Source organism: uncultured Mediterranea sp., assembly GCF_902493215.1.
In the GTDB taxonomy this organism is placed as follows: Bacteria; Bacteroidota; Bacteroidia; order Bacteroidales; family Bacteroidaceae; genus Bacteroides.
The window spans coordinates 140,663-165,780 of the sequence record NZ_CABUOL010000006.1 but is presented as its reverse complement, the minus strand read 5'-3'; the positions used below and the strand labels follow the sequence as shown (position 1 = coordinate 165,780).

At 52.0% G+C, this 25,118-nt stretch carries 19 protein-coding genes; 7 read left to right on the top strand and 12 right to left on the bottom strand.

What is annotated here, in order from left to right; translation table 11 throughout:
- Positions 1–33: 33 nt before the first annotated feature.
- Together RDO88_RS05805 and metG are read right to left on the bottom strand one after the other, a co-directional pair.
- Entirely contained in the window at positions 34–1,635 is a 1,602-nt protein-coding gene (locus RDO88_RS05805; protein WP_307758500.1) for an RNA-binding domain-containing protein, read from the bottom strand.
- 117 nt (positions 1,636–1,752) lie between these two features.
- On the bottom strand, positions 1,753–3,795 hold the full coding sequence (metG, locus tag RDO88_RS05800; protein WP_307758474.1) for a methionine--tRNA ligase: 2,043 nt from the start codon (positions 3,793–3,795) through the stop codon (positions 1,753–1,755).
- A 205-nt stretch (positions 3,796–4,000) separates the two neighbouring features.
- Between metG and RDO88_RS05795 the strand changes: the two genes are divergently transcribed.
- Complete coding sequence (locus RDO88_RS05795) at positions 4,001–4,468, top strand: PepSY-like domain-containing protein (protein ID WP_205094815.1); 468 nt, start codon at positions 4,001–4,003, stop codon at positions 4,466–4,468.
- 85 nt (positions 4,469–4,553) lie between these two features.
- Here the strand turns inward: RDO88_RS05795 and RDO88_RS05790 are convergent, their stop codons facing one another.
- From RDO88_RS05790 to RDO88_RS05770, 5 genes are read right to left on the bottom strand one after another with little or no spacing between them, the layout of a single operon-like run.
- The gene (locus RDO88_RS05790; protein ID WP_307758473.1) at positions 4,554–5,162 is read right to left on the bottom strand and encodes a hypothetical protein; all 609 of its coding nucleotides are present in this window, start codon (positions 5,160–5,162) and stop codon (positions 4,554–4,556) included.
- Positions 5,163–5,185: 23 nt separating this feature from the next.
- Complete coding sequence (locus RDO88_RS05785) at positions 5,186–6,937, bottom strand: erythromycin esterase family protein (RefSeq protein WP_307758472.1); 1,752 nt, start codon at positions 6,935–6,937, stop codon at positions 5,186–5,188.
- Positions 6,938–6,959: 22 nt separating this feature from the next.
- A complete protein-coding gene (locus tag RDO88_RS05780; protein WP_307758471.1) occupies positions 6,960–7,439 on the bottom strand; it encodes a hypothetical protein in 480 nt (159 codons plus the stop codon).
- A complete protein-coding gene (locus RDO88_RS05775; RefSeq protein WP_307758470.1) occupies positions 7,408–8,715 on the bottom strand; it encodes a glycosyltransferase in 1,308 nt (435 codons plus the stop codon). The genes RDO88_RS05780 and RDO88_RS05775 overlap by 32 nt, the downstream gene beginning before the upstream one ends.
- Positions 8,716–8,729: 14 nt before the next feature.
- Positions 8,730–9,737, bottom strand: a complete 1,008-nt coding sequence (locus RDO88_RS05770; protein ID WP_307758469.1) for a hypothetical protein — start codon at positions 9,735–9,737, stop codon at positions 8,730–8,732.
- Positions 9,738–10,321: 584 nt separating this feature from the next.
- On the opposite strand from RDO88_RS05770, the gene RDO88_RS05765 reads away from it, so the two are divergent.
- Complete coding sequence (locus tag RDO88_RS05765) at positions 10,322–12,391, top strand: acetate--CoA ligase family protein (RefSeq protein ID WP_307758468.1); 2,070 nt, start codon at positions 10,322–10,324, stop codon at positions 12,389–12,391.
- A gap of 135 nt (positions 12,392–12,526) precedes the next feature.
- Here RDO88_RS05765 and RDO88_RS05760 read toward each other — a convergent pair whose 3' ends face one another.
- The 4 genes from RDO88_RS05760 to xerD all read right to left on the bottom strand — a co-directional run bounded on the left by RDO88_RS05760 (position 12,527) and on the right by xerD (position 18,003).
- Complete coding sequence (locus tag RDO88_RS05760) at positions 12,527–14,065, bottom strand: YifB family Mg chelatase-like AAA ATPase (RefSeq protein WP_307758467.1); 1,539 nt, start codon at positions 14,063–14,065, stop codon at positions 12,527–12,529.
- A gap of 8 nt (positions 14,066–14,073) precedes the next feature.
- Positions 14,074–15,102, bottom strand: coding sequence for a thioredoxin-like domain-containing protein (locus tag RDO88_RS05755; RefSeq protein ID WP_307758466.1), 1,029 nt, complete (start codon positions 15,100–15,102; stop codon positions 14,074–14,076).
- 116 nt (positions 15,103–15,218) lie between these two features.
- On the bottom strand, positions 15,219–16,910 hold the full coding sequence (locus RDO88_RS05750; RefSeq protein WP_307758465.1) for a tetratricopeptide repeat protein: 1,692 nt from the start codon (positions 16,908–16,910) through the stop codon (positions 15,219–15,221).
- Positions 16,911–17,052: 142 nt separating this feature from the next.
- Positions 17,053–18,003, bottom strand: coding sequence for a site-specific tyrosine recombinase XerD (gene xerD / locus RDO88_RS05745; RefSeq protein ID WP_307758464.1), 951 nt, complete (start codon positions 18,001–18,003; stop codon positions 17,053–17,055).
- Positions 18,004–18,068: 65 nt separating this feature from the next.
- Here xerD and aroQ point away from each other — a divergent pair, with 65 nt between their 5' ends.
- The 5 genes from aroQ (at position 18,069) to RDO88_RS05720 (ending at position 22,347) form a co-directional block, all read left to right on the top strand.
- Positions 18,069–18,503 carry a type II 3-dehydroquinate dehydratase gene (aroQ, locus tag RDO88_RS05740; protein ID WP_307758463.1) on the top strand — a complete coding sequence of 145 codons (435 nt, stop codon included), beginning with the start codon at positions 18,069–18,071 and terminating at the stop codon, positions 18,501–18,503.
- A 23-nt stretch (positions 18,504–18,526) separates the two neighbouring features.
- Positions 18,527–19,987 (top strand): pyruvate kinase, encoded by a 1,461-nt coding sequence (pyk, locus tag RDO88_RS05735; protein ID WP_307758462.1) that lies wholly within the window; start codon positions 18,527–18,529, stop codon positions 19,985–19,987.
- Between the two features lie 81 nt (positions 19,988–20,068).
- A complete protein-coding gene (locus RDO88_RS05730; protein ID WP_307758461.1) occupies positions 20,069–20,698 on the top strand; it encodes a class I SAM-dependent methyltransferase in 630 nt (209 codons plus the stop codon).
- 77 nt (positions 20,699–20,775) lie between these two features.
- Positions 20,776–21,108 carry a 30S ribosome-binding factor RbfA gene (gene rbfA / locus RDO88_RS05725; RefSeq protein ID WP_021847358.1) on the top strand — a complete coding sequence of 111 codons (333 nt, stop codon included), beginning with the start codon at positions 20,776–20,778 and terminating at the stop codon, positions 21,106–21,108.
- Between the two features lie 9 nt (positions 21,109–21,117).
- The gene (locus RDO88_RS05720) at positions 21,118–22,347 is read left to right on the top strand and encodes an FtsX-like permease family protein (protein WP_307758460.1); all 1,230 of its coding nucleotides are present in this window, start codon (positions 21,118–21,120) and stop codon (positions 22,345–22,347) included.
- A 189-nt stretch (positions 22,348–22,536) separates the two neighbouring features.
- Here the strand turns inward: RDO88_RS05720 and RDO88_RS05715 are convergent, their stop codons facing one another.
- Positions 22,537–25,044 carry a YfhO family protein gene (locus RDO88_RS05715; RefSeq protein WP_307758459.1) on the bottom strand — a complete coding sequence of 836 codons (2,508 nt, stop codon included), beginning with the start codon at positions 25,042–25,044 and terminating at the stop codon, positions 22,537–22,539.
- Between the last annotated feature and the right edge of the window lie 74 nt (positions 25,045–25,118).

The following is a 25,118-nucleotide window of genomic DNA, read 5'->3' as shown; positions in this document are numbered from 1 at the left end:
CTCTTAAATTGCTCTTAAATTGCTCTTAAAAAATCAATTTTTCAGATACCATTCAGAATGAGTACCTCTAGAATGATTAACTATTTTATCTTGTTTTCTGAGCTTAGTCAGTAAGTTACCGATTTTGGAACGTTTCTGGTCCTCATTGAGTATATCTGGCAATTTTTTCCACAACAACTTAGTGATTTCCTGTTTACTCAACGAATGATGTTCAGCCAGTGCTTTTAGTATCAAGTCACAATAATAATTATCTTCAAATCCTTTATTATTGGAATAATCAACCTTTTGGTTCAATTGTTGCGCCACATGCTTGGCTATGAACAGATTCGGTTTTCGTCCTTCAATCAATCGTTTTTTACGTAACCATGCTATTTCCTTATCACTCACCGGATGCCCCAGTTGAACCCTGTTCAATGCTTCCACTTCCATCAGCGTCAGGTTTTTGTGGTTGGCCAGTATGTTGGCATATTCCATATTGATAATTTTTCCGATGATAGTCACCTGTACGTGGTTGTTTTGCAGGTTATAGTCGGGTAAAGGGAATAATCGCTGACGCTGGAAGTTGAACATTTTCCGAATGCCACTGCCGATTGTATCAACCATCTGCAAATCCACCATAGCTCTTGCTAAGAAAGAATTACGGTATACCTCCTCAGGGGCATCACTTTCAAGCACATTGCTGATACTTTGCGGAATAAAACTACCCTTATTGGAAAACACCAATTTATCTTCGTACTCTACTACATTAATTTGTCCTCCCAATGTATAATCCTGATGAGCAATGGCATTATTAAGCGCTTCACGTATGACATAAGGCTCATATGTATCCACTTCTTCAGGGAACAACGTCCGAAATTCAGGATTGATATACCGGTATTTCAGATTTCTTATTTTCTTGAAAATAGCTTCGGCATTCAGAATAAAAGGACAGCCTTTTATCTCGTAATCCCGTTCATTACCTTGCGAATCCTTCAGGATCCAGCGGATTTGCGCTACAGCTGGCGAAAGAAGAGCAGCACTTTCCTCCTTACCCAACAACACGATGGCAGCATGGGTAATCTTTCCTTTGACAGTTATTTTTGCTTTGTTCAAGAAAGTTATGTCATCCCACTTTTCCACTTCCAGAGCTTTTTCCCTGTGTTTGGCAGCATACAATTCCCTGGCTTTCCGAATGGCCAAAGGGTCAAGATCCTCAATTGTGGCATTTTCCACAAATTGGGCACTCCAATCAGGCTGGGGTATTTGCCGTTGAAGCAATTCATGGTACAAAAGCTGGGGCATGACGGATGTACTGCTTTCAATCCTTCTATAGGGCTTTCCATCAAACAAATAAGGTTTTCTGTCAAGTTGGTCAAGAAAGTGAATTGCTATAACTTGACGTGAAGAAGAGGGCAACGGAATATATTGTATATGAGGAGTACAGGCTGGTTCAAACTTCCGAATGGCTGCTGCAATATCCCGCCGAGTATTGTCTGTAACCTCTTGTCCACGTATTGTACCCTTGTCGGTTATACCAAAAAAAAGATATCCTCCACCTTCCGAGTTAAGAAAGGCACATCCTGTTTCCATTCCTCGGGTCAATTGTCCGGTTGTCTCCTTAAACTCCAAACATTCGGACTCTCCAGCGGATACCATATGTTGTATGTCTTCAATCGTTAAGAGCATAATTAGTGGTAAGTGGTTAACAGCTAGTGGTTAGTATCCGTGCGGACGATTACTCACCGCTCACCACTAACCGCTAACCGCTGGTTATCATTTCACTTCGCTACCCGGCTCCACCTCGCGCAACACGGAGGTTACGGCCAGCGAACCGTCATAGTTCTCGGCAGAGAGAATCATGCCTTCGCTGACGAGGCCGTTCTTGAACTGTCGCGGAGCCAGGTTGGCGATGAACAATACCTGTTTGCCTACCAGCTCTTCGGGCTTGTAGTGCTGGGCGATGCCGCTCACGATGGTGCGGTTCTCCAGTCCGTCGGCAATCTTGAACTGAAGCAGCTTCTTCATCTTGGGCACAGCCGAGCATTCGAGCACGGTACCTACGCGGATATCGAGCTTCTCGAAGTCTTCGAACGGGATGACGGGCTTGATGGGGTTGGCCTTATAATTCGCAGCCTCATTGGCTTTCTTCGTGGCGAGCAGCTTGTCCACCTGTGCCTGGATGGCCTCGTCGTCAATCTTCTCGAACAGCAGCTCGGGCGTGCCCAGCTTGTGTCCGGCAGCCAGCAGGTCGGTGCGGCCCAGGTTGGCCCAGTCGAAGCTTTCCATGTTCAGCATGTGGCGCAGGCGCTCGCTGCTGAAGGGCAGGAACGGCTCGAAGGCGATGGCCAGGTTGGCCGTCAGCTGCAGGGCGATGTGCAGGATGGTCTGCACGCGGCCCATGTCGGTCTTGGCCAGCTTCCAAGGCTCGGTGTCGGCCAGGTACTTGTTGCCGATGCGGGCCAGGTTCATGGCTTCCTTCTGTGCGTCGCGGAACTTGAATACGTCGAGCAGCTTCTCCACTTCGCTCTTCACGTCGGCAAACTCCTTCAGCGTCTCGCGGTCGTAGTCGGTCAGTTCGCCGCAGGCGGGCACCACGCCGTCGAAGTATTTCTTGGTGAGCTGCAGGGCACGGTTCACGAAATTGCCATAGACGGCCACCAGCTCGTTGTTGTTGCGTGCCTGGAAGTCTTTCCACGTGAAGTCGTTGTCCTTCGTCTCGGGTGCGTTGGCGGTGAGCACGTAGCGCAGCACGTCCTGCTTGCCGGGGAAGTCCTGCAGATATTCGTGCAGCCACACGGCCCAGTTGCGTGAGGTCGATATCTTGTCGCCTTCCAGGTTCAGGAACTCGTTGGAGGGCACGTTGTCCGGTAGGATGTACGAGCCTTCGGCCTTCAGCATGGCGGGGAAAACGATGCAGTGGAACACGATGTTGTCCTTGCCGATGAAGTGGACGAGGCGTGTCTCGGGGTCTTTCCACCACTTCTCCCATGAATCGGGCAACAGCTCCTTGGTGTTGCTGATGTAGCCGATGGGAGCGTCGAACCACACGTAGAGCACCTTGCCCTCGGCACCTTCTACGGGCACGGGGATACCCCAGTCCAGGTCGCGGCTCACGGCACGCGGCTGCAATCCCATGTCGAGCCACGACTTGCACTGGCCGTAGACGTTGGGGCGCCATTCCTTGTGGTCTTCCAGAATCCACTGGCGCAGCCAGCCTTCGTGCTTGTCCAGCGGGAGGTACCAGTGCTTGGTCTCCTTCATCACGGGCTTGCTGCCGCTGATGGCGCTTTTTGGGTTGATAAGCTCCGTGGGGCTCAGCGTGGAGCCGCACTTCTCGCACTGGTCACCATAGGCACCCTCGGCGTGGCAGCGGGGACACTCGCCGGTAATGTAGCGGTCGGCCAGGAAGGTCTTGGCTTCCTCGTCATAGTATTGCATGGAGGTCTTCTCGATGAACTCGCCCTTGTCGTAGAGGCGGCGGAAAAAGTCGGAAGCCGTCTTGTGATGCATCTCCGACGACGTGCGGCCATAGACATCGAACGAGATGCCGAATTCCTTGAACGAGTCGCGGATCAGCGTATGATAGCGGTCTACCACGTCCTGGGGCGTACAGCCTTCCTTCTTGGCACGGATGGTGATGGGCACCCCGTGCTCGTCGCTTCCGCCGATGAAGATGACGTCCTCCTTCTTGAGGCGCAGGTAGCGCACGTAGATGTCGGCGGGGACGTAGACGCCGGCCAGGTGTCCGATGTGGACGGGACCGTTGGCATAGGGCAAGGCCGATGTCACGGTAGTACGTTTGAACTTTTTCTCCATATTGTTGTTTCTCTTTATGTGACTGAATAATATGCGGCAAAGATAAGGTTTTTCCATCATTTTCCCAATTCTTTCCAGTTTTGCCCTCTATCTTTGCAGCAGAAAACAATTCGAAGGGTGCGTGGCGATGAGGCTGGAAGCCTTTCATGCCTGGTTGGCCGGAGAAGAAAAAATGAGAAGATTATAATTAAAATAGAGAGTGATTATGAAAGTAAGAAAATTGTTAGCGTTTCTCCCTATTCTGCTGGGAGTGTGGATGTTGTCAAGCTGTGACGACGAAAAGAGAATCGATTTTGGCGATTTGCCCAATGAGGCCCGTTCTTTTATAGAAAGCTATTTCCCTGGTGCCGACATTCTTTCCATCATTCAGGAGAAAGACGACGGACGGAAGGAATATCAGGTGAAGTTGTCCGACGGCACGGACATGGAGTTCGATGAAAGCGGGGCATGGACCAGCATTGAGTGCTATTTCAGTCCGTTGCCAGCCGGTATCCTGCCGGCAGCCGTGCTCGACAAGGTCGAAGAACTGCACCCCGACGGCTATGTCAACGGAGTCGACAAGGAGCTGGGCGGCTATGTGGTGGAAGTGACGGCGGTCGACGGCATTGACTGGGACATGCGCTTCAACACCCAGTTCGAATACGTGTCGCAGAGCCAGGACAGGCGCGATTGATGGACTGTCGTCAGATAGAAATAGAGAAAGGCTGTTTTCTTCATGGGAAAGCAGCCTTTTCTGATTGGTAAAACACTGTTTTCTGCTATTTGCGGTAGCCCTCCGTCATAAAGTTTACTCCGTTATACGCATACTTATACGCATCAGCCATGATAACGGCTTCTGCGGGATACGCCTCCTTCGCATACGCATACAGATCAGCGAACTCCGCTTCCAATGTCCGTGAACGGACGATGTTCGACCAGTAAAAGAACCAGAACTGAAAACGATGCCCGATACGCAGTCGGGATAAACAGGTGAAAATCCCCTTCCGGCTTTCGCCGTTGGCAGCCAATGCCTCACCGACCAACTCTTTAAGATAGCTGGGGGCATCCGCATCCAACTCGCCGCCGATGCAAAGGTTTACCAGACGTTCGCAGTATTCATCCGTCGGTATTGCCTTTGCCATTTCCCCCAAAGCGTGTACATGCTTGTTGGCCCTGTCATAGAAAGGTGCTCCGTACTGATAGGTCGCGATGAACTCCATCCAATTCTTGGGGAAAGCATCGAAAAAGACCCGTTGGTTGGCTGGTGAGCTTTCCTGCTGCCATGCGGCATAGGCCTGAGCCAACTTCGTTGTGTCGACAGCTACATACTGCGCTTTCGCATAAAGGGAAGCACACAATGTTAAACTAATGATAAATGTCTTTTTCATAAAGAAGTCAATTAGGTGTTTATTTATACGTCTGGCGTGGCCGTTTCCGATTGAATGCGCATTTTCAGTTCTTTCAGTAAGGAGGCGCGCTGTTTTACTACGCGGATATGACGGTCTATCAATTCCTTATTGGTCAGACGTTTCCTTTCGGAGACAGGAGTCTCCTGACGGATGAAAAGGATATGGTCATAACGGCGGTACAAATTGAACAGGAAGAATGTCTGTGGAGATACGCTTGCTCCTTCGAAGCGCGAGAACAGCAGACGATCGTACGCTGGAGTCAACGGCAGGTACGATAGCTTGGATGGAGTATCCCGAAAACTGTTTTCCACACTATGGGAGGGAGCTGGCTGGATGGGATTGTCAGTCAGCAACAACCATGAGGCATAATCATCGCCATACAAGTGGCGCATATAAGCTCCGAACGGTTTGCAGGGAATGGCCGGATAAGTGGAAAGCACGTTAGCATGCGCGGCATGGGCATATATCCCCACACCATCCACGAGACGGGGAGCGAAACGTTCAATCAGGAAACGGGCATTGACCGCCATGACCGAGTCGCGTGCTGTCTTTCTGCAGATGTTGTCTTTCCCCATCTTGCCCGACAAGGCAAGGATATGCCTGATACAGGCCAGCTCGTCGGGCGTGAAGACTCGGGACAGCGCTTCCTCATTGTCATCGATGAAGCCGACAACCTTCTGCCACTCCTGCCTTTCCATCAATAGTACCGCCAGTTGATCTGCCGCGAGCGTTTTCACTTCCCGGTTTGCCAACACCACAAAATCGAAAAGGGAAATATCCGTACCCTGTGCGCTTCCTGTGGTATATTCATAATCTACGCCTGAAAGATGAACTTTCTCTGTCGCTTTCTTCTTTTGATTGAAGCTGCGGAGTCTTTCGGCCAGTTCATGATGGGCCAGTTGGCCTAAAACACTGTCCGGAACTTCTCCGCCTTGCGCATAACGGTCCAGCAACAGGGCGAGTTCCATAGGCATTTCCACCAGTAACAGACGGGCTTTCCCCTGTTCAACCATCCCGTACAACAGTTCGTGTGCCACGCTCTTTACCTCCTTGTCGTAATGCAGGCTTTCTCCCAGTGCCGTAATTTTCTTGTCGCCTATGGGGGAGAAGTTTCTCGGATTCCCGACAGGCATCGCCCGAACTGGTCGGGGTACATCCGACGGGATGCGTAGCGGATAAGCGTCAAGCGGCTTGTCTCCCAGTTCCATACGTACCTCTATGAGGCCGATAGTTGCTTCTTTCCCCTTTTCTCCTTCCGCATGAATCTGGATGTCCAGCATTTCGCTTCTTCCCAATGCGAAGTCCAAGGTATGTGCCTCTTCTTCCATGCCGGGCATGAAACGTAAGGTATCCCGGCTTTTCTCTTCCTCCCGCTTGTCGATTCCTCTGACGGTGATTCTTATCCATTCGATGTTTTCGCCTTTTGACACGAGCGTGAGCCGTCCTTCTTGCGCATCGTGTGCGGGAAGCGCGATGCGCTGCATGATTTCAAACTTCAGTCGGTTCATGCCCGGAGTGCCGGGGAAATACTTTTTCGTATAATAAGTTCTTCCGTCTTTTTCCCCTGCAAACGCAAGGCTATAGGGGGCAAACGCTGCGTGCTCCATCCAGGGATAAACCGCCTGTTCATGAAGCCCCGTCCGAAAGTTCAGGTTGTATGCTTGCGTATAGGTGAGGCTGTCTTTATTTTCTGCCCGCGAAGAACAGAAAATAAGGAAGAGGATGAAGCAGCATATACTGACTGTTTTTTTCATTTGATTTATTTGTTTTATTTTCCTAATTTGTTTTATGTTTCCGGCCTAAACGTAGTCCGTCTAAGAGACCTTGTTTATAATAGAGCAAGTCGTAAGTAACGTCTCCGAGTTCTGATCCGCTGGCAATAGTTGCTAAGCCAGAACCAATGTAAACTAATATGTCATCCCAAGTTTTGCCACTTTTCCCTGCTTTGTACCCAATTTCGAATCCTCCGCGATACATTATATCGTAACTTTCTACTCCTGTACTTGGGAAATTATTCGGATCATATGTTGTAATATCTACATCTTGGAAAATATAACCATATCCTTCTACATATCCACCATTCCAAGTGCCACTTGCAACCATTGCTTGATATTCTTCCCAAGAATAAGGTTGTGTGTTACTTCCACTCGGCATCTCTCCATTCATTTCTGCTTCAAATATTTGTTCTTCTCTCTCGCTGATGATCGGCATTTCTTTTGCCAGTTCATCCAAATCTTTTTGTTTCAAGGTTTTCATAACATGTTTTTTTTATAGTTATACAATTAGTGATTTCTTTATATAGAGATATCGTTTGTTGTAGCATACGAATTTGTGTAAAATGTTTTGTATAAAGCTGACGTGCCCGTATTCCCAATCCTTTGCGAAAGGCTTCGTCTTCTATCAGACGGATAATTTGTTTTGCCATACTGTCTGTATCTACTTGCAAACCGGTTGGTTTGGAGAAGTGTACTCCTACTTTTAAAGCATCTATACCATCGGTGAACATTTCGTCCAGTCCGTCTACAGCAGTCGTGATGATTGGAAGTCCGAACATACACATTTCAATAGCAACGTAGCTACATTGTTCTTGAAGGGAAGCAATGATTCCCGCATCGCTTTGTTTATAATGCTCCTGCAATTCATTGAAGGTGATTCTGCCTAAAAAATGGACATTCAGTTCCTTTACTTTTTGTTGATAAGCTTCCCATGACTGAGGTGGCATATAACCTGCCACTTTCAGTTGAACATCATACCCGAAATCTTTTACTTTACGCAAAGCTGTTAGAATAAAGTCAAGCCCTTTACTTTGCGATATAAATCCGACATAAAGTAATGTAAATTTATGAGGTTCCTTAGAATAATTTTGAAGGACGGTAGATGTAGTAAAGTCCTGCATTCCGTTGGGAATAATGGCTATCCGCGATTCAGGTATTTGCATGATCTGTTGAAGAAAGTGGGCGGCACAATGGGTGACACATATTACCTTGTCTGCTTCTGTATAGTATTGCCACTCACAATTGTTGGACAAGAACTTTTCAGGTTGGCAGTCTTCATCCTTTTTTCCATTAGCCAGTTCATACAATTGGTTGAAACGTATAAGATCGCTATTATAATAACTTTTCCACGGAATGCAGTGCAGGTGTGATACAATCCGGCAAGGTACTTGTTCCCGTATTAATAGAGCAAGATCTATTAGGTTTACCGTATGCAGGTGGAGCAGGCAACGGTTCTTTCCTATAAACAGATGGTGAATCAGCCGGAATACTTGTATGTTGTATTTTCGTAACCAGTATCTTTCTCTGATGATTTCCTGTTTTTGTTGTGGTATAGGGATCGTTATTTCCGTTACTCCATTCGTACATTCTTCCTGATGGAATATCAAATTTTTGTCATATCTCAATTGTATCCGATAAAGATGGATGTTTTTACATGATTTCAAGGCCTGTATAAGTTCCTCCATATATCGGTCTACTCCGGACGTGTTTCCTGCATAGGTCATATCCATCAGATAAATATGGGTTATTTCGTTCATGATATTCGAGGGCATTATAATAATGTGACAGGATTGTCCCGATGTGCCCAATATAGCAGCAGGCGGGCTATGCCGTATTGATAACCGGACATCAGGCAATTTTTTCCGATGCGGTTCACGATGTTGGTTTGCAACGTTTCCATCGCGGTTATTTCGAAAAAAGGCTTTTCAAGTTGGGTAATAAGTTTCGTATGGGTTTGAGAATAATATTTTAACACAGATAATGTATCTATTGTTTGTGCCAGTGATAGAGGAATCTGTCGTAAATTGGCAGTTCCTGCCTCCATGTTTTGCAATGCAACGTTTTCCCAATCCGCTATCTCTTCATGTCGAGCTAAGAGATACAAATAATGTCCTATGAATAGATTGGATACACTTTTCTCCACAGTGTAAAAAGATGTATAAGCGTCCACTGCATTGCGATAACTGTTTATCTTTATTTCGGGTAAACAATAACAAAGTGTTTGTAAATAAGCAATAACATAAGGAAGGTTTTCGCAAATAGAAACAACTTGCGTATTGTTTGTTCGAGTAAATAGTTGCTCTATCCATCTTGTGGCTACTTTCAGGAATGTATATAATAATCTTTCTGCTTGGTAAATGCCATGTCTGCTTAAGTCCTGAAAAAAGCAAATCATCCTGATGCATACCGTTACAGCCACCTGTTCTTTAGTCGCTTTTTCTACAATCCGATTCAGTATCGTTCCAAAGACTTCCTCAAAATCAGCTTCTACATACTGTTGCCTCATTAGGTAAAGTAACACATACCCTATACCTGACAATCCGTTTTCAAAACTTATATCTTCGTTTCGACTTAATAAAGCTTCCTGTAACAATTCATATGCTTGCTCTTCCAGATACTCATCGTGCAGTTTGTATGCCACATCAAACAGACACAAGGCAAATCCCGCTTTCCCATTATACAAACCGGTAGAGTTTACAGAATAGGCATTCAATAGGATGTAATCACACAATTTACGTACTACGTCCGTTTCCATTGCGAGAATATCATTGTTTTTCATGGCTCTTAAACTATAATTTCTCAAATTTAGACAACAACATTGATAAAAGCAACATTTATTGGTTAATATCTCATAATTACAAGAAAGTATCATATGCACCTTGATAATCCTCACTCAAAAACTAAAGTAAGGGATCAATCCCAAACTCCGGTGGCACTTTCTGATATAAACTTTTCCGTTGCGGAATCACGAAGCGTAGCGTGACATCACTAGAAAACAGGCGCTTTTTCCCCAGTTAGAGAAAATGATTTCTCCAACTGGGCAGTTTGAACTCGCTAACTATGGACTTTAGAGCGCTAAAGTGGATAGTTAGCAGACCAAAGTAGATAGTTAGCGGGCTAAAGTTGATTGTTGGAGAAGCCGGGATAAACAAAGAAAGCAGTTTGTTTGTTTCTGCCTTCACGCTTTCACAGGTGTACAAACTGCTGTCTATGAGTAGCTTCCCGTGAAAGATAGCGGTGAAAGCGTGAAGGCAGAGAAGTTAAGCTGTGACGGAACTGAAGTTAAGCAGAAAGAGTGTTGATGGTTGGCTATTTCGGTTTAATTATTAACTTTGCGGGTGAAACCAATAAAAACATGTGGTTATGATAACAAGTCAACTGCTGCGCCCCGCGAGCATCGTCGTGGTGGGTGCGTCCAATAATGTGCACAAGCCCGGAGGAGCCATCCTGAAGAACCTCATCAGCGGCGGCTACACAGGCGAGCTGCGTGCCGTCAACCCCAAAGAACAGGAAGTACAGGGCGTCCGCGCCTATGCCGACGTGAAGGACATTCCCGACACCGACCTGGCCGTACTGGCCATTCCTGCCCCGATGTGTCCCGACGCCGTGGAAACGCTGGCGGCCGAGAAGCACGTACGTGCCTTCATCATCCTTTCCGCGGGATTCGGCGAAGAAACACACGAAGGAGCCGTGCTCGAAGACCGCATCCTCGAGACCGTCAACCGCTACGGCGCCTCGCTCATCGGCCCCAACTGCATCGGCTACATGAACTCGTGGCACCACAGCGTCTTCAGCCAGCCCATCCCCCAACTGCATCCGCAGGGCGTAGACCTCATCTCCAGCTCGGGCGCCACGGCGGTGTTCATCCTCGAGAGTGCCGTCACCAAGGGGCTGCCCTTCTGTTCCGTCTGGTCGGTGGGCAACGCCAAGCAGATTGGCGTGGAGGACGTGCTCCAGTATATGGACGAGAATTTCGACCCCGACCGCGACTCGCACATCAAGCTGCTCTATATCGAGAGCATCGGCGACCCCGACCGCCTGCTCTTCCATGCCTCGTCGCTCATCAAGAAAGGATGCCGCATCGCCGCCATCAAGAGCGGAAGCAGCGAAAGCGGCAGCCGTGCAGCCAGTTCGCACACGGGTGCCATCGCCAGCAGCGACTCCGCCGTCGAGGCCCTTTTCCGCAAAGCGGGCATCGTGCGCTGCTATTCGCGCGAGGAGCTGACCACCGTGGGCTGCATCTTCACCCTGCCCGAACTGAAGGGCAAGAACTTCGCCATCATCACCCATGCCGGCGGGCCGGGCGTGATGCTGACCGATGCCCTGAGCAAAGGCGGGCTGAACGTACCGCGGCTCGAAGGCCCCTTAGCCGACGAACTGAAGGCCCAGCTCTATCCCGGCGCTTCGGTGGGCAACCCCATCGACATCCTGGCCACCGGCACGCCCGAACACCTGAAACTCTGTCTGGATTATTGTGAGAACAAGTTCGAGAACATCGACGCCGTGATGGCCATCTTCGGCACGCCGGGCCTGGTGACGATGTTCGACATGTACGACGTGCTGCACGAAGCCATGCAGACGTGCCGCAAGCCTATCTTCCCCATCCTGCCCTCCATCAACACGGCCGGTGCCGAGGTGGCCGACTTCCTGAAGAAGGGCCATGTGAACTTTGCCGACGAGGTGACGCTGGGCACCATGCTGACACGCATCATGAACGTACCCCGCCCCGCGGCCAACGAAATCGAGCTGTTTGGCGTGGACGTGCCGCGCATCCGCCGCATCATCGATTCCATTGCCGAAGATGGTTACATCCCGCCCCATCAGGTACAGGCCCTTCTACGTTCGGCAGGCATCCCGCTGGTGGACGAGTTCGTTTCGTCGAAGAAGGAAGAAGTGCTGGCTTTCGCGCGCCGCGTGGGCTTCCCTGTGGTGGCCAAGGTAGTAGGCCCCGTCCACAAATCGGATATCGGCGGCGTAGTGCTCAACATCAAGAGCGAGCAACATCTGGCTTTGGAGTTCGACCGCATGATGCAGTTGCCCGAAGTAACTGCCGTCATGGTACAGCCCATGCTGAAGGGTACAGAGCTGTTCATCGGCGCCAAGTACGAGGAGAAATTCGGCCACGTGGTGCTCTGCGGCTTGGGCGGTATCTTCGTCGAGGTGCTGAAAGATGTATCGTCTGGCCTTGCCCCACTGTCCTACGAAGAAGCCTACTCCATGATCCGCTCCCTCCGCGCCTACAAGATTATCAAGGGTACGCGCGGTCAGAAGGGTGTCAACGAGGACAAGTTTGCCGAAATCATCGTTCGCCTCTCTACCCTGCTGCGCTTCGCCACGGAAATCAAGGAGATGGACATCAACCCCCTGCTTGCCACGGACAAGCACGTCATCGCGGTGGATGCACGCATCCGTATCGAGAAGGCCCGACAATAAAAGGTTCCTGTTACATTCGGCCTTTTCTACCCCTATTCACACACTAGGTGAAAGACTTTCCCCGATTTTGAGAAAGGGGTAGAAACTCTTTTATCTGTAAATGAATGTGTTAGATTATCAAAGTGCTGTAATCGTTTATCCCGCCCAATCCTCACGGTCCAGATTGCGATAACCGATGGCTTCGGCCAGATGGGCGGCCTGGACGGTCTCGCTGCCTTCCAGATCGGCAATGGTACGGGCCACTTTGAGGATACGGTCGTAGGCACGGGCCGAGAGGTTGAGGCGCGCCATGGCACCTTTCAGCAGGGCAAGGCCACGGTCGTCGGGACGAGCGTAGAGGGAAAGCAGGCGGCTGGTCATCTGTGCGTTGCAGTAGACGCCGGGCACCTGGGCATAGCGTTGCTGCTGTACCTGGCGGGCACGCACCACGCGTTCGCGGATAACGGCGCTCGGCTCGCCGGGACGTACGTCGGACATCTTCTCGAAGGGAACGGGCGTCACCTCGATTTGCAGGTCGATGCGGTCAAGCAGGGGGCCGGAAATGCGGTTCAGGTACTTCTGCACCTGGCCGGGGCTGCACACGCAGGGTTTCGTCGGGTGGTTGTAGTAGCCGCAGGGGCAGGGATTCATGCTGGCCACAAGCATGAAGCTGGCGGGATATTCCACGTTGCACTTCACGCGCGAGATGCTGATTTTACGGTCTTCCAGCGGTTGGCGGAGCACTTCGAGCACGTTGCGGCTGAATTCGGGCAGCTCGTCCAGGAAGAGGACACCGTTGTGAGCCAAACTGATTTCGCCCGGCTGGGGAAAACTCCCGCCGCCGGTCATGGCAACGTTGGAGATGGTGTGGTGCGGGTCGCGGAAGGGACGGATGGAGATAAGGCCGCCGTCACGCCCCAGCTTGCCGGCCACGGAGTGTATCTTGGTGGTTTCGAGGCTCTCGCCCAGCGACAGGGGCGGCAGGATGGAAGGCAGGCGCTTGGCCAGCATGGACTTGCCGCTGCCGGGCGAACCGATGAGCAGCACGTTGTGGCCTCCGGCGGCGGCCACTTCGAGGGCACGCTTCACGTTCTCCTGCCCTTTGACGTCGGCAAAGTCAAGGTCGAAAGTGCTCTGCCGGGCATAAAACTCTTCGCGGGTGTTCACCACGGTCGGTGTCAGTTCCTGGTTTCCGTTGAAGAATTCCACCACTTCCCGCAGGTTTTCTACGCCGTAGACGTTCAGGTTGTTCACCACAGCTGCCTCGCGGGCATTCTGGCAGGGCAGAATCATGCCTTCGAAGCCCAGTTCGCGTGCCTTGATGGCAATAGGCAGGGCGCCCTTGATGGGTTGCAGGCTGCCGTCGAGGCTCAGTTCGCCCATCAGCAGGTAACGCTCCAGTTTGTCGGATTGGATGGTTTCGCTGGCAGCCAGCATACCGATGGCCAGTGGCAGGTCGTAGGCCGAACCCTCCTTGCGGATATCAGCCGGCGCCATGTTGATGACGAGGTTACTTGTGGGCATCTTGTAGCCGTTCACCTGCAGGGCCGAGATGATGCGCTGGTGGCTCTCCTTGACGGCCGAATCGGGCAGTCCCACGAGGTAGAACATGCAGCCGCGGGTACTGTTGACTTCGATAGTGATGAGCGTGGCGTCTATTCCCTGGACGGCCGCCGCGAAAACTTTGACAAGCATAGGCCTCCCTACTTCTTTTTGGCAATTTCCGCCAGTTTCTCTTCGATTTCTTTCTGCGTCAGGTTACGCCCTTCTATCCGCCCGCTGGGAGCAAGCAGCACGTTGTAAGGCAGGGTACGCACGGCAAACTGGCCGACGAGGCTGGCATTCCATCCCTTGAGGTCACAGCCCTGTTTCCAGTCCAGCGTATCGTTTACAACGGCGTCCTTCCACACTTCCTTGTCAACATCGAGCGAAACGCCCAGTATGTCGAACTTCTCGCGGTTCTTCTTCTCCTTATACAACTGCTTGAGCTGCCGGCTGGTTTCCCGGCACGCATCACTCCAGGAGGCCCAGAAGTACAGCAGGAGATATTTGTCCTTGAAGTCGGTACGGCGTATATCCTTACCATCCATTCCCGGAATCTGGAAATAAGAGGCCGATTTCCCTACCGATACCTTCTCATAGCTTTCAAGATATTCCAACAACTGCTCCATATACAGGCGGTCCTTGAGGCTTCCTGCCATCTGTTCTGACAGTTCCTTTATCTTGGAGAAATCGGGCACAGACTTCTGAACGAAATATTTGTCCAGCACATAGATACTGGCCAACGAGTTCGGATGACTTCGGATGAAAGCCTCCGCCGCCTTCTCCACTGCCGCCTCCGAAGGAAGGTCCTTGCCGAAAAGCTCCTGATGGAACCGCGTCAGTTCTTCATTGGCCGGATTTCCCTTGATTGCCAGCAGGCCGGGCTTGTCTGCCGAACCGCTGATTTCAATCAGATCAGCCTTATCCATATAGAGAGGGTATTCCATCCCGTTGCCAAACTGGAGCCAGGCCGAAACCAGCGTATCGACCTCTATGTCTTTTACGAACTTGCCCTGCTTGACAAAAATAGTATCCAGGCGATTGTAGTAGCGGTCGGTACCATACAGATAGACGGTATCGTCCGCCATCCCCTGAAGAGTTCCGCTCAAACGGACATTCTCACTCTTTTTGTCTCCGCAGGCTGCCAGCAGCAAGGCCATCGTAAAAACAGCCAAATAGATTTTCTTCATTGTCATGGAGTGTTTCTGTAACTTCAGCTGCGAATGTACTTCTTTTTAGCGTGAATAAAAAAAAATGCCCGACATATTTACATGTCGGGCATCTTCTTTTATGATTGCTCTATTACTTATTTGGCAATGCTCATGAATTCAGAGTTCGTATAATACTTGGCGAATTCCAGGTCTGTAGCAGCCTTCTTGCCCAGAGTGGCATCCTTGGCTACAGCAGCCTTCAAGCTGCTCATTACCATTGCATCGTTGTTGGTTCTTGCACCCAGTACAGCGTTCAGATAGCTTGTGTAAGCATCGGGTTTGGCAATACCGGCCAGCGTAGTCTTAGCCTTGTTGTAGTCCTTGGCCAGGATCTGTGCCAGAGCGGCGCTGTTGGTCTTGGTGTCACCGAAAGCGTTGACAGCCTTTTCATACTGACCCTGTGCTACGTACAGGTTACCCAGAGCTTCGTTCAGCTCAGGAGCACCTGAAGCCTTAGCCAGATACTGCTCGGCAGCAGCCTTGTCACCCTTGCTCAGTGCAACGAGACCCATGTTCATGTTAGCTTCAGCAGAGTTCTTGATAGACAGAGACTTCTTCAGATAGCTCTCAGCCTTGTCCAAGTTACCTGCCTGATAAGCCAGCTTGCCCAGGTTGTTGTATGCACGGTAGTCGTTCGGATAGATTTGAGTAGCCTTCGTGTAGATAGCTTCCTTCTTGGCAGCATCGTCAGTCAGTGTAGCGGCATACAGCAGTTCTTCGATATTGAGCTGCTTGGCATCTGTAGCGGCCAGGTTGGCGATTTCTTCGTCAGACTTACCGATAACTTCATAGTTCAAAGTCAGACGAGAACGACGCAGCTGCGGCAGGATTTCGTCAGCCAAAGTCTTGTAAACAGAAGAGATATTCTTGATTTCCTGTTCTCTTTGTTCAGGATCAGAATACATAGACAGAACACGCAGGATCAGTTCCTTGTCCTGGATGTTGGACTTGCTTACCAGTTCCTGGAAGCCTTCCCAGTCCTGAGCAGTGTATTTCGTGTCTACATTTACATCGATCTTATCCTTCTTCAGGTTCTTGTTGATAACCTTGGCAGTGTTGTCCTGACGATTTTCAGCCAGTGTAGTGTTCAGTTTCACACCACCATCCGGAGAAGCGTATGCAGAGATTTCGATGTTGCTGATCTTCTTGTTGGAAGCTTCGCTTACGTTCTTCACTTCTTCGTTGAAGGCCTTGGCAGTCTTCAGTTCGCTGGAACGAACGTTTGCCTGCTGGATCAAGAACATGATGTTAGCGTCATGCTTTTCCTTGATGATGCGCTGGAAAGCGTCGTTACCGTCAGCAGCGTTTGCGCTGGCCAGAGTCTTGTTAACGAGTTCAGAAGTAGAGATAACGCCGTCAGCGATCTTCACAGCGGGGATTTCTACTGTCTTCTTACCGATTTTAGCCTTGAATTCCAGATACAGTTCAGACTTGGCCATTTCGGGAACATAGTCGAAAGAAGTCTTCATTGTATAGCTGCCACCCATCTTGTAGGAGATAGTCTGGTCGTTGCCTTCCACCTTCTCACCCTGGAATACAGTAGACTGGCCTTTGGCCTCGCCACCGTTCCACTTCAGAACGGGAGTAACTTCCACAACAGCCTTCTTGTTGAAGTACTTTTCGGGGAATTTGCCGTTGATTGTAGCGGGAACCTTACCACCTACGGCTTCCAATACCTGCGGAGTCACCGTGAAATAGTCAGATGACAGTTCGCCCATCTTCTTGTTGCATGATGACAATGCAACAACTAACGCCATTAATAATGGCAAATACAGTTTCTTAGTCATTTTAGGTATAAATTAATAGTTTGTAATTGATTTGCCTATTCTATTTTTATTGCCTTTCTCCCTGCACAACACAAGATACGGCGTCGCAAAGTTATTAAATCTTTCTACATTTTGTTAACCGGAGAGGGATATTTATTATAATTTAATGAATTTCCTGTTCTTTCCGGTACTTTATATTACGCGGATGGTGTTCTATGATCTCACTGCGGAGCATTTGGCGGTCGATATGAGTATAAATTTCCGTCGTGGCAATGCTCTCATGTCCCAGCATGCACTGGATAGCCCGAAGGTTGGCGCCGCCTTCCAGCAGATGGGTGGCAAAAGAGTGCCGGAAGGTATGGGGACTGATGTTTTTGGTTATCCCTGCCTTTGCCGCCAGCTCCTTGATGAGATGGAAGACCATGATGCGCGAAATGCTCGTCCCCCACCGCGCCAGGAACACATTGTCTTCGCTTCCGGCCTTCACCCTCCAATGTCTTCTGTCCATCAGCCAGTACTTCACTTCCTTGACCGCCCGCGGCGAGACAGGTACCAGCCGTTGCTTGCTTCCCTTTCCTGTAACCTTGATGAACCCTTCTTCAAAATAGAGGTCCGACAGCTTCAGGCCACAAAGCTCCGACACCCGCAGGCCGCAGCTGTAGAGGGTTTCTATCATCGCCCGGTTGCGTTGGCCTTCTGGCTTGTCCATGTCTACAGCAGCGATAATGGCGTCTATCTCGTCCACCGTAAGCACCTCGGGCAATTTGAAACCGATTTTCGGTCCCTCTATCAGTTCACAAGGATCGTCTTCGCGATAGTCGGCCAATATCAGGAAATGGAAGAACGACTTGAGCCCCGACAGGATGCGTGCCTGCGAACGTGGATGAATGCCGATGTCGTGCAATCCGGCAATGAAGCGTTCCAAATCATCGGAAGTGACGTCTAGTACCCCCTTTTCCTCGCCTTCCAGAAAGCGAAGCAACTTCTCCAGGTCCATCTGATAGGCTTCATACGTATTTTCCGACAAGCCTTTTTCCAGCCTGAGATACTGCTTGTACTTCCTGATAATCAACTCCCGCCTTTCCTTATCTGGTGAAATCCCTTCCGTTTTCATTTTTTTTTCTACCTTTGCACCTTGAAATAATGTTCTCTGTGGGCAAATATATAAAAAAAACAGTTATGAGGATACAGATAATAAACGGACCCAACATCAATTTATTGGGCAAACGTGAACCTTCCATCTACGGAAGCGTTTCTTTTGAAGACTATTTGGCCCGGCTGCGTGCGGAGTATGCAGACATTCAGATTGATTATTTCCAGTCCAACATCGAAGGCGAGCTGATCGACCGGATCCAGCAAGTGGGGTTCGATGCCGACGGCATCGTGCTGAACGCCGGGGCCTACACCCACACCTCCATAGCCTTGCAGGACGCCATCCGGGCAGTCACCGCTCCGGTCATCGAGGTGCATATTTCCAATGTGCATGCCCGCGAAGCGTTCCGCCACGTGTCGATGATTTCGTGTGCCTGCATGGGTGTCATCTGCGGATTCGGTCTGAACTCCTACCGGCTGGCCATAGAAGCCTTGCTGGACAAAAACAAGAAACAGGTATAATATATATATAATAGGTATCAAGTATGTTATTGAAGCAAACAAAGATTGTTGCAACGATTTCCGACCAGCGTTGTGAGGTTGACTTTATCAGAGAATTATTCAAAGCGGGCATGAACGTCGTCCGCATGAATACAGCCCATGCCGGGCGCGAGGGTTTCGAAAAGCTGATAGCCAATGTCCGCACGGTCTCCAATCGGATTGCCATATTGATGGATACAAAGGGGCCCGAAGTACGTACGACTCCCCTGGCTGCCGAACCCATTCCGTTCAAGGCCGGTGACAAGGTACAGGTAACGGGATGTCCCGAACAGCCCACCACACGCGAATGTATCTGCGTGTCCTATCCCCACTTTGTCCAGGATGTACAGGTGGGCGACCACATTCTGATAGATGACGGCGACCTGGAAATGGTTGTCACCGACAAAGACGACAGCCGCCTCTACTGCGAAATACAGAACGAAGCCACACTGGGCAACCGCAAAAGCGTGAACGTGCCGGGCGTGCGCATCAACCTGCCGTCGCTGACCGAAAAAGACAAGAACAACATTCTGTATGCCATCGAGAAGGACATCGACTTCATCGCACATTCCTTCGTCCGCAACAAACAGGACGTTCTCGACATCAAAGCCATACTGGACGAACACCATAGCGACATCCGCATCATTGCCAAGATAGAGAACCAGGAAGGCGTGGACAACATCGACGAAATCCTGGAAGTGGCCGACGGCATCATGGTGGCCCGCGGCGATCTGGGCATCGAAGTGGCTCAGGAGCGCATCCCCGGCATCCAGCGCGTACTCATCCGCAAGTGCATCCTGGCCAAGAAGCCGGTCATCGTGGCTACGCAGATGCTGCACACCATGATCAACAACCCGCGTCCCACCCGTGCCGAAGTGACCGACATTGCCAACGCCATCTACTACCGCACCGATGCCCTGATGCTCAGCGGCGAAACAGCTTACGGCAAATACCCGGTAGAAGCCGTGAAGACCATGACCAAGGTAGCCGCACAGGCCGAGAAAGACAAGCTGACCGAAAACGACATCCGCATCCCGCTGGACGAGAACAGCAACGACGTCACGGCCTTCCTGGCCAAACAGGCTGTAAAAGCCACCACCAAACTGAAGATACGTGCCATCATCACCGACAGCTACAGCGGTCGCACGGCACGCAACCTGGCTGCCTTCCGTGGCAAGTATCCCGTGCTGGCCATCTGCTACAAGGAGAAGACCATGCGTCACCTGGCCCTTTCCTACGGCGTAGAGGCCATCTATATGCCCGAGCTGGCCAACGGACAGGAATATTACTTTGCCGCCCTGCGCCGCCTCCTGAAGGAGGGACGCCTCCAGCCCACCGACATGGTAGGCTACCTGAGCAGCGGCAAGGCCGGCACGCAGACCTCGTTCCTCGAGATCAACGTAGTCGAAGATGCCCTGAAACATGCCGAAGACAGCGTGTTGCCCAACAGCAACCGATACTTATAAATCAATTGAAAATTGAGAATGGAGAATGGATAATTATTCCATCCGTTTCCCCATTTTCAATTTTCCATTTTCAATTTTCCATTGGATTTAGACGAATACATATTGCAGCACATCGACCCGGAGAGTGACTACCTGCGGGCTCTCTACCGCGACACACACCTCAAGCTTCTGTATCCGCGCATGGCCTCGGGCCACCTGCAGGGACGGATGCTGAAGATGTTTGTACGGATGATCCGCCCGCGCCAGGTGCTCGAGATAGGGACCTACAGCGGCTATTCGGCTCTCTGCATGGCCGAAGGCCTGCCCGAAGGAGCCATGCTGCACACTTTCGAAATCAACGACGAACAGGAAGACTTCACCCGCCCCTGGCTCGAAGGTTCGCCGTATGCCGACAAGATCCGCTTCTATATCGGCGACGCGCTGGAACTGGTTCCACAGCTGGGGCTGACGTTCGACCTCGTCTTTATGGATGCCGACAAGCGCAAGTACCTGGACTACTACGAGATGGCACTGGCCAGCCTGGCCGACGGCGGATACATCATCGCCGACAACACGCTGTGGGACGGCCACGTACTGGAAGAGCATCCGCACAGCTCGGACCTCCAGACCATCCGCATCAAGGAGTTCAACGACTTTGTGGCCCGCGACCCCCGGGTCGAAAAGGTCATCCTTCCCCTGCGTGACGGACTGACAATCATGCGGAAAACTTAAGGGGGGAGTGGAGAGTTGAAAGTTGAAAGTGGAGAGTGGAATTAACCATTGATCATTAACCATTAACTACGCTTTATATGGAAACAACCCGTCAGAACAAAATAGCCCGCCTGCTCCAGAAGGAACTGGGCGACATTTTCCTGTTGCAGACCAAGAGTATGCACGGTGTGCTGGTTTCGGTCAGCGCCGTACGCATCAGCCCCGACATGAGCATTGCCCGTGTCTACCTCAGCATCTTCCCCTCGGAGAAGGGCGAGGAACTCATCAAGAACATCAACGCCAACATGAAGTCCATCCGCTACGAACTGGGCACCCGCGTACGTTTCCAGCTCCGCATCATCCCCGAACTGAAGTTCTTCCTGGACGATTCGCTGGACTACCTGGAACGTATCGACGAACTGCTTAAATAAGGCCGTGCCTTGAACCTGTCGTTCTACATAGCCCGCCGCTACCTGTTCTCCAGGAAGAAACACAATGCGGTCAACATCATCTCCGGCATTTCGGTATGCGGGGTGGCGCTGGCCACACTGGCCATGGTATGCACCCTCTCGGTGTTCAACGGTTTCCAGGACATGGTAGCCGGCTTCTTCACCGCCTTCGACCCCCAGCTAAAGATTACCGTACGCGAGGGGAAGGTATTCCTGCCCGACGAACCCGCCCTACAGCAGGTCCGCGCCCTGCCCGAAGTGGAAGTCTGGACCGAGACGCTCGAAGAAAATGCCATGGTGCAGTACAAAGACCGCCAGGTGATGGCCGTCATTAAGGGCGTGGACGACAACTTCGAGCAGCTGACGTCCATCGACAGCCTGCTCTACGGTACGGGACAGTTCATTCTGAAAGACAACATCGTGGACTACGGTTTCCTGGGCATCGAACTGATGTCGCAGCTCGGCACGGGCATCCAGTTTGTCGATCCCCTGCAGGTCTTTGCCCCCCGCCGCAATGTGCGGGTCAATCTGGCCAACCCCTCGGCCGCCTTCAACCGCGAATACCTGTTCTCGCCGGGAGCCGTCTTTGTGGTCAATCAGGAAAAGTACGACGCCCACTACATTGTCACCTCACTGAGCTTTGCCCGCCGCCTGTTCGACTACGGCCGCGAAGTCTCGGCCGTCGAGCTGAAGTTGAAGCCCGATGCCGACACAGAGGCTGTCAGGCAGCGCATAGCCACGTTGCTGGGCGACCGTTTTGTGGTGCAGAACCGCTACGAACAGCAGGCCGACGTGTTCCGCATCATGGAAATCGAGAAGCTCATTTCCTACCTCTTCCTCACGTTCATCCTGGTTGTTTCGTGCTTCAACGTCATCGGTTCCCTCTCAATGCTCATCCTGGACAAGCGGGACGATGTAGTGACGCTGCGCAACCTCGGAGCCGACGACCGTCTCGTCGTCCGTATCTTTCTGTTCGAGGGGCGCCTCATTTCGGTTTTCGGAGCCGTGGGAGGCATTCTGTCGGGACTGCTGCTCTGCTGGGCCCAGCAGCATTTCGGTTTCATCACACTGGGCGGAGGCAGCGGAGCTTTCGTAGTCGATGCCTATCCCGTCAGTGTCCACGTATCCGATGTAGTGCTTGTCTTTGCCACGGTATTGGCCGTCGGATTCCTCTCCGTGTGGTATCCGGTGCGCTATCTCAGCCGCCGACTGTTGAAATAAGAGACAATTCGTCGGTAAAATTCACCTTTTGGTCGATTTGATTTTTTCAATTCAAAAATCCTCCGTACATTTGTACCGCTGCCCTGAAAAGGGTTAGAACTCTCTCTAAATAGCGTTTTTTCATGTATTATTGACTTGTGTGCCGTCCCTGCCTGTGAAGATAGGGACGGTTTTTTTATTCCCATCCCGTCAGGCCGTCTTTTTCCGTTGCCTCCAGATGACGGCCATTATTCCCACAACCATCAGCGCCAGGGCGGTATAGGCGATGCCTTCGGTCACGTGCAGGCTCTGCGGGTCGAAACGCATTTCCACCGTGTGCTCGCCTGCAGGGAGGTAGAGGGCACGCAGGATGTAGTCGGCCCGTCCCAGGGTAGCAGGTTGTCCGTCGACGGTCACCCGCCAGCCGTCCGGGTAGTAGATTTCAGAGAATACGGCCACGGCATCGCCGCTGTTACGGGTCTCATACACCAGGCGGTTGGGTTCGTAGCTGGTCAGCCGGATGGTGGAGAGGCTGTCCCGATGGCTTTCCGTCAGCCCTTTCAGCGCCTCCTTGAAGCGGGCGTGCACTACGGCAGTCCCGGCAGGATCGGCCGTATGCAGCGCGTCAATCTCCTCGTTGGCATTGTCCACGTACTGCACCCGGTCTACAAACCAAGCATTGCCGTAGGCATAAGGGTTCAGGATGGGCACGGTCTGTCCCTGCTGTCCGGCAGGCAGGATGAAGTAGCGGGTGTTCAGCATGTTCAGCACACGGAACTTCGAGGCATCCACACTGTCCATCTCGCCGCCCGCACGGGCTATTTCGGAGTAGGCCGCCTGCATTTCGGGAGCGATGTGACGCTCAATCATCTCCTGGTAACGGCGCAGCTTGGCGGGATGGTAGCCACCCACGCTCTTGTGCCAGTAGGAGGTATTGCTTTCGTTGAACGTATTCGAAGCCAGGTTCAGCACACGGTAGTCCAGGGCAGGGTCTTTCAGTATCGTTTCGTCGGTGGGCGTCTTGTTGAAAGTGGTGGTCTGGACGCTTTTCGGAACAAATTGCCCGTCGTTCAGGTAGCGTTTGTTCACGCTCCACAGGTCCACCAGACACAGCACGGCGATGCCGCCCACGGTGAGCGACTGCCGCAGCTTGCCCGTGGCGTAGAGCATAAGCAGCAGCAGGCCGATGGCGATGATGAGGAAGCTGCGCAGGGCGTCGGCCTGTACCAGGGCGGCACGCATCTCGCCCAGGTTGGCCAGGATGCCGTTCAGCTCGCCGGCCGGGATCATGCCGCCGTCCACGGCTTGCTGCAGCATCTGTGCTTCCTGGGCCGGGATGAAGCCTGCACTGAAGCTGCCCGGCGCCATCCAAAGCAGGAACGACACACCCAGGGTCAGGACAGAACTGACACCCAGCGCCACCTTGTCACGCAGCACCTGGGGCTCCTCCAGTATCTTCTTCAGCGCGAAGACAGCCAGCAGGGGAATGGTAAACTCGGCAATGACGAGAATGGACGACACGGCACGGAACTTGTTGTACATCGGCACGTAGTCGATGAAGAAGTCGGTCAGCGGCATGAAGTTCTTGCCCCACGACAATGCGATGGAGAACAGCGTGGCGCCGATGAGAGCCCACTTCAGCGGTCCTTTCACGATGAAGCAGCCCAGCAGGAAGAGGAACAGCACGAACGCGCCCACGTAGACAGGGCCTGCCGTCATGGGCTGGTCGCCGAAGTACTGCGTCAGGCTGTTGTAGAGGCTGCTGTACATCGGGTTGGCCTTCTCCATGGCCGTCTCGCTCTGGCTCAGGGGCGCGGAGGCACCGCCCTTGAAGTTGGGGACAAGCAGCGTCCACGTCTCGCCCACGCCGTAGCTCCACTGCGTGATGTAGTCACGGTCCAGTCCGCCGCTGGTCTGCTTGGCCGCTTCGCCCGTCTGCACCAGCTCACTCTTGCCGCGCATGGTTTCCTTGCTGTAGGTATAGGTGTGATAGAGGTTCGACAGGTTGGCCGCCACGCCGATGAGGGCTGCTGCGACCAGTACCGCGCTGGCCCGGAAGAACTGCGGCAACGTCTTCTCGCGCCAGGCCTTCTCGAAGTAGGCGCCCACAATGAAGAGGATGACGAACAGGAAGTAGTAGGACATCTGCACGTGGTTCGACGCAATCTGCAGGGCTACGAACAGCGCGGCCACCACGCCGCCCGCCAGCAGGCGTCCGCGGTAGGCCAGCACGATGCCCGCCAGCGTGGGCGGAATGTAGGCCAGGGTGATGAACTTCCAGATGTGCCCCGCCGAGATGAGGATGAAGAAGTAGGACGAGAAGGCCCACAGAATGCCCCCCAGCGTGGACAGCCACACCGACAGCCCGAAGGCCCTCAGCAGGATGTAGAAGCCCAGCATGAGGATGAACGTCAGGCAGACGTAGCTGGGCAGGAACAGCTGGTAGACTTTCTGCACCCACTGCAGCGGCTTGTTGGAGTCGTACGATGGTGAAATCTGGTAGGTGGGCATGCCGCCGAATACGGAGTTGGTCCAGCGGGTACGTTCGCCCGTCTGCTCGTAGTATTCCTTGGCCTCCTGCCCGATGCCCACGCCCGCCGCCGTGTCGTGCTGGAAGAGCATGCGGCCCTCGATGTCGGCCGGGAAGAAATAGACGAACGAAAGCAGGGCGAACAGGACGATCGCCACCAGGTCGGGGAGTATTCTTTTCAGTGTCATAAGGCTGATGTCTTGATTATAGCATGGTTATTGTCCGCAAAGATACGACATTCCTCCCATTTTCCGCGCTCCCG

Coding starts and splice junctions, on each gene's coding strand:
- RDO88_RS05780 (WP_307758471.1), bottom strand. CDS start 7,439: ATGAAAACCTTGAAACAAAAAGATTTGGATGAACTGGCAAAAGAAATG.
- rbfA (WP_021847358.1), top strand. CDS start 20,776: ATGGAAACAACCCGTCAGAACAAAATAGCCCGCCTGCTCCAGAAGGAA.
- RDO88_RS05715 (WP_307758459.1), bottom strand. CDS start 25,044: ATGACACTGAAAAGAATACTCCCCGACCTGGTGGCGATCGTCCTGTTC.
- RDO88_RS05750 (WP_307758465.1), bottom strand. CDS start 16,910: ATGACTAAGAAACTGTATTTGCCATTATTAATGGCGTTAGTTGTTGCA.
- RDO88_RS05765 (WP_307758468.1), top strand. CDS start 10,322: ATGATAACAAGTCAACTGCTGCGCCCCGCGAGCATCGTCGTGGTGGGT.
- RDO88_RS05805 (WP_307758500.1), bottom strand. CDS start 1,635: ATGGTATCCGCTGGAGAGTCCGAATGTTTGGAGTTTAAGGAGACAACC.
- RDO88_RS05785 (WP_307758472.1), bottom strand. CDS start 6,937: ATGAAAAAAACAGTCAGTATATGCTGCTTCATCCTCTTCCTTATTTTC.
- aroQ (WP_307758463.1), top strand. CDS start 18,069: ATGAGGATACAGATAATAAACGGACCCAACATCAATTTATTGGGCAAA.
- RDO88_RS05790 (WP_307758473.1), bottom strand. CDS start 5,162: ATGAAAAAGACATTTATCATTAGTTTAACATTGTGTGCTTCCCTTTAT.
- pyk (WP_307758462.1), top strand. CDS start 18,527: ATGTTATTGAAGCAAACAAAGATTGTTGCAACGATTTCCGACCAGCGT.
- RDO88_RS05755 (WP_307758466.1), bottom strand. CDS start 15,102: ATGAAGAAAATCTATTTGGCTGTTTTTACGATGGCCTTGCTGCTGGCA.
- RDO88_RS05795 (WP_205094815.1), top strand. CDS start 4,001: ATGAAAGTAAGAAAATTGTTAGCGTTTCTCCCTATTCTGCTGGGAGTG.
- xerD (WP_307758464.1), bottom strand. CDS start 18,003: ATGAAAACGGAAGGGATTTCACCAGATAAGGAAAGGCGGGAGTTGATT.
- RDO88_RS05770 (WP_307758469.1), bottom strand. CDS start 9,737: ATGAAAAACAATGATATTCTCGCAATGGAAACGGACGTAGTACGTAAA.
- metG (WP_307758474.1), bottom strand. CDS start 3,795: ATGGAGAAAAAGTTCAAACGTACTACCGTGACATCGGCCTTGCCCTAT.
- RDO88_RS05760 (WP_307758467.1), bottom strand. CDS start 14,065: ATGCTTGTCAAAGTTTTCGCGGCGGCCGTCCAGGGAATAGACGCCACG.
- RDO88_RS05775 (WP_307758470.1), bottom strand. CDS start 8,715: ATGAACGAAATAACCCATATTTATCTGATGGATATGACCTATGCAGGA.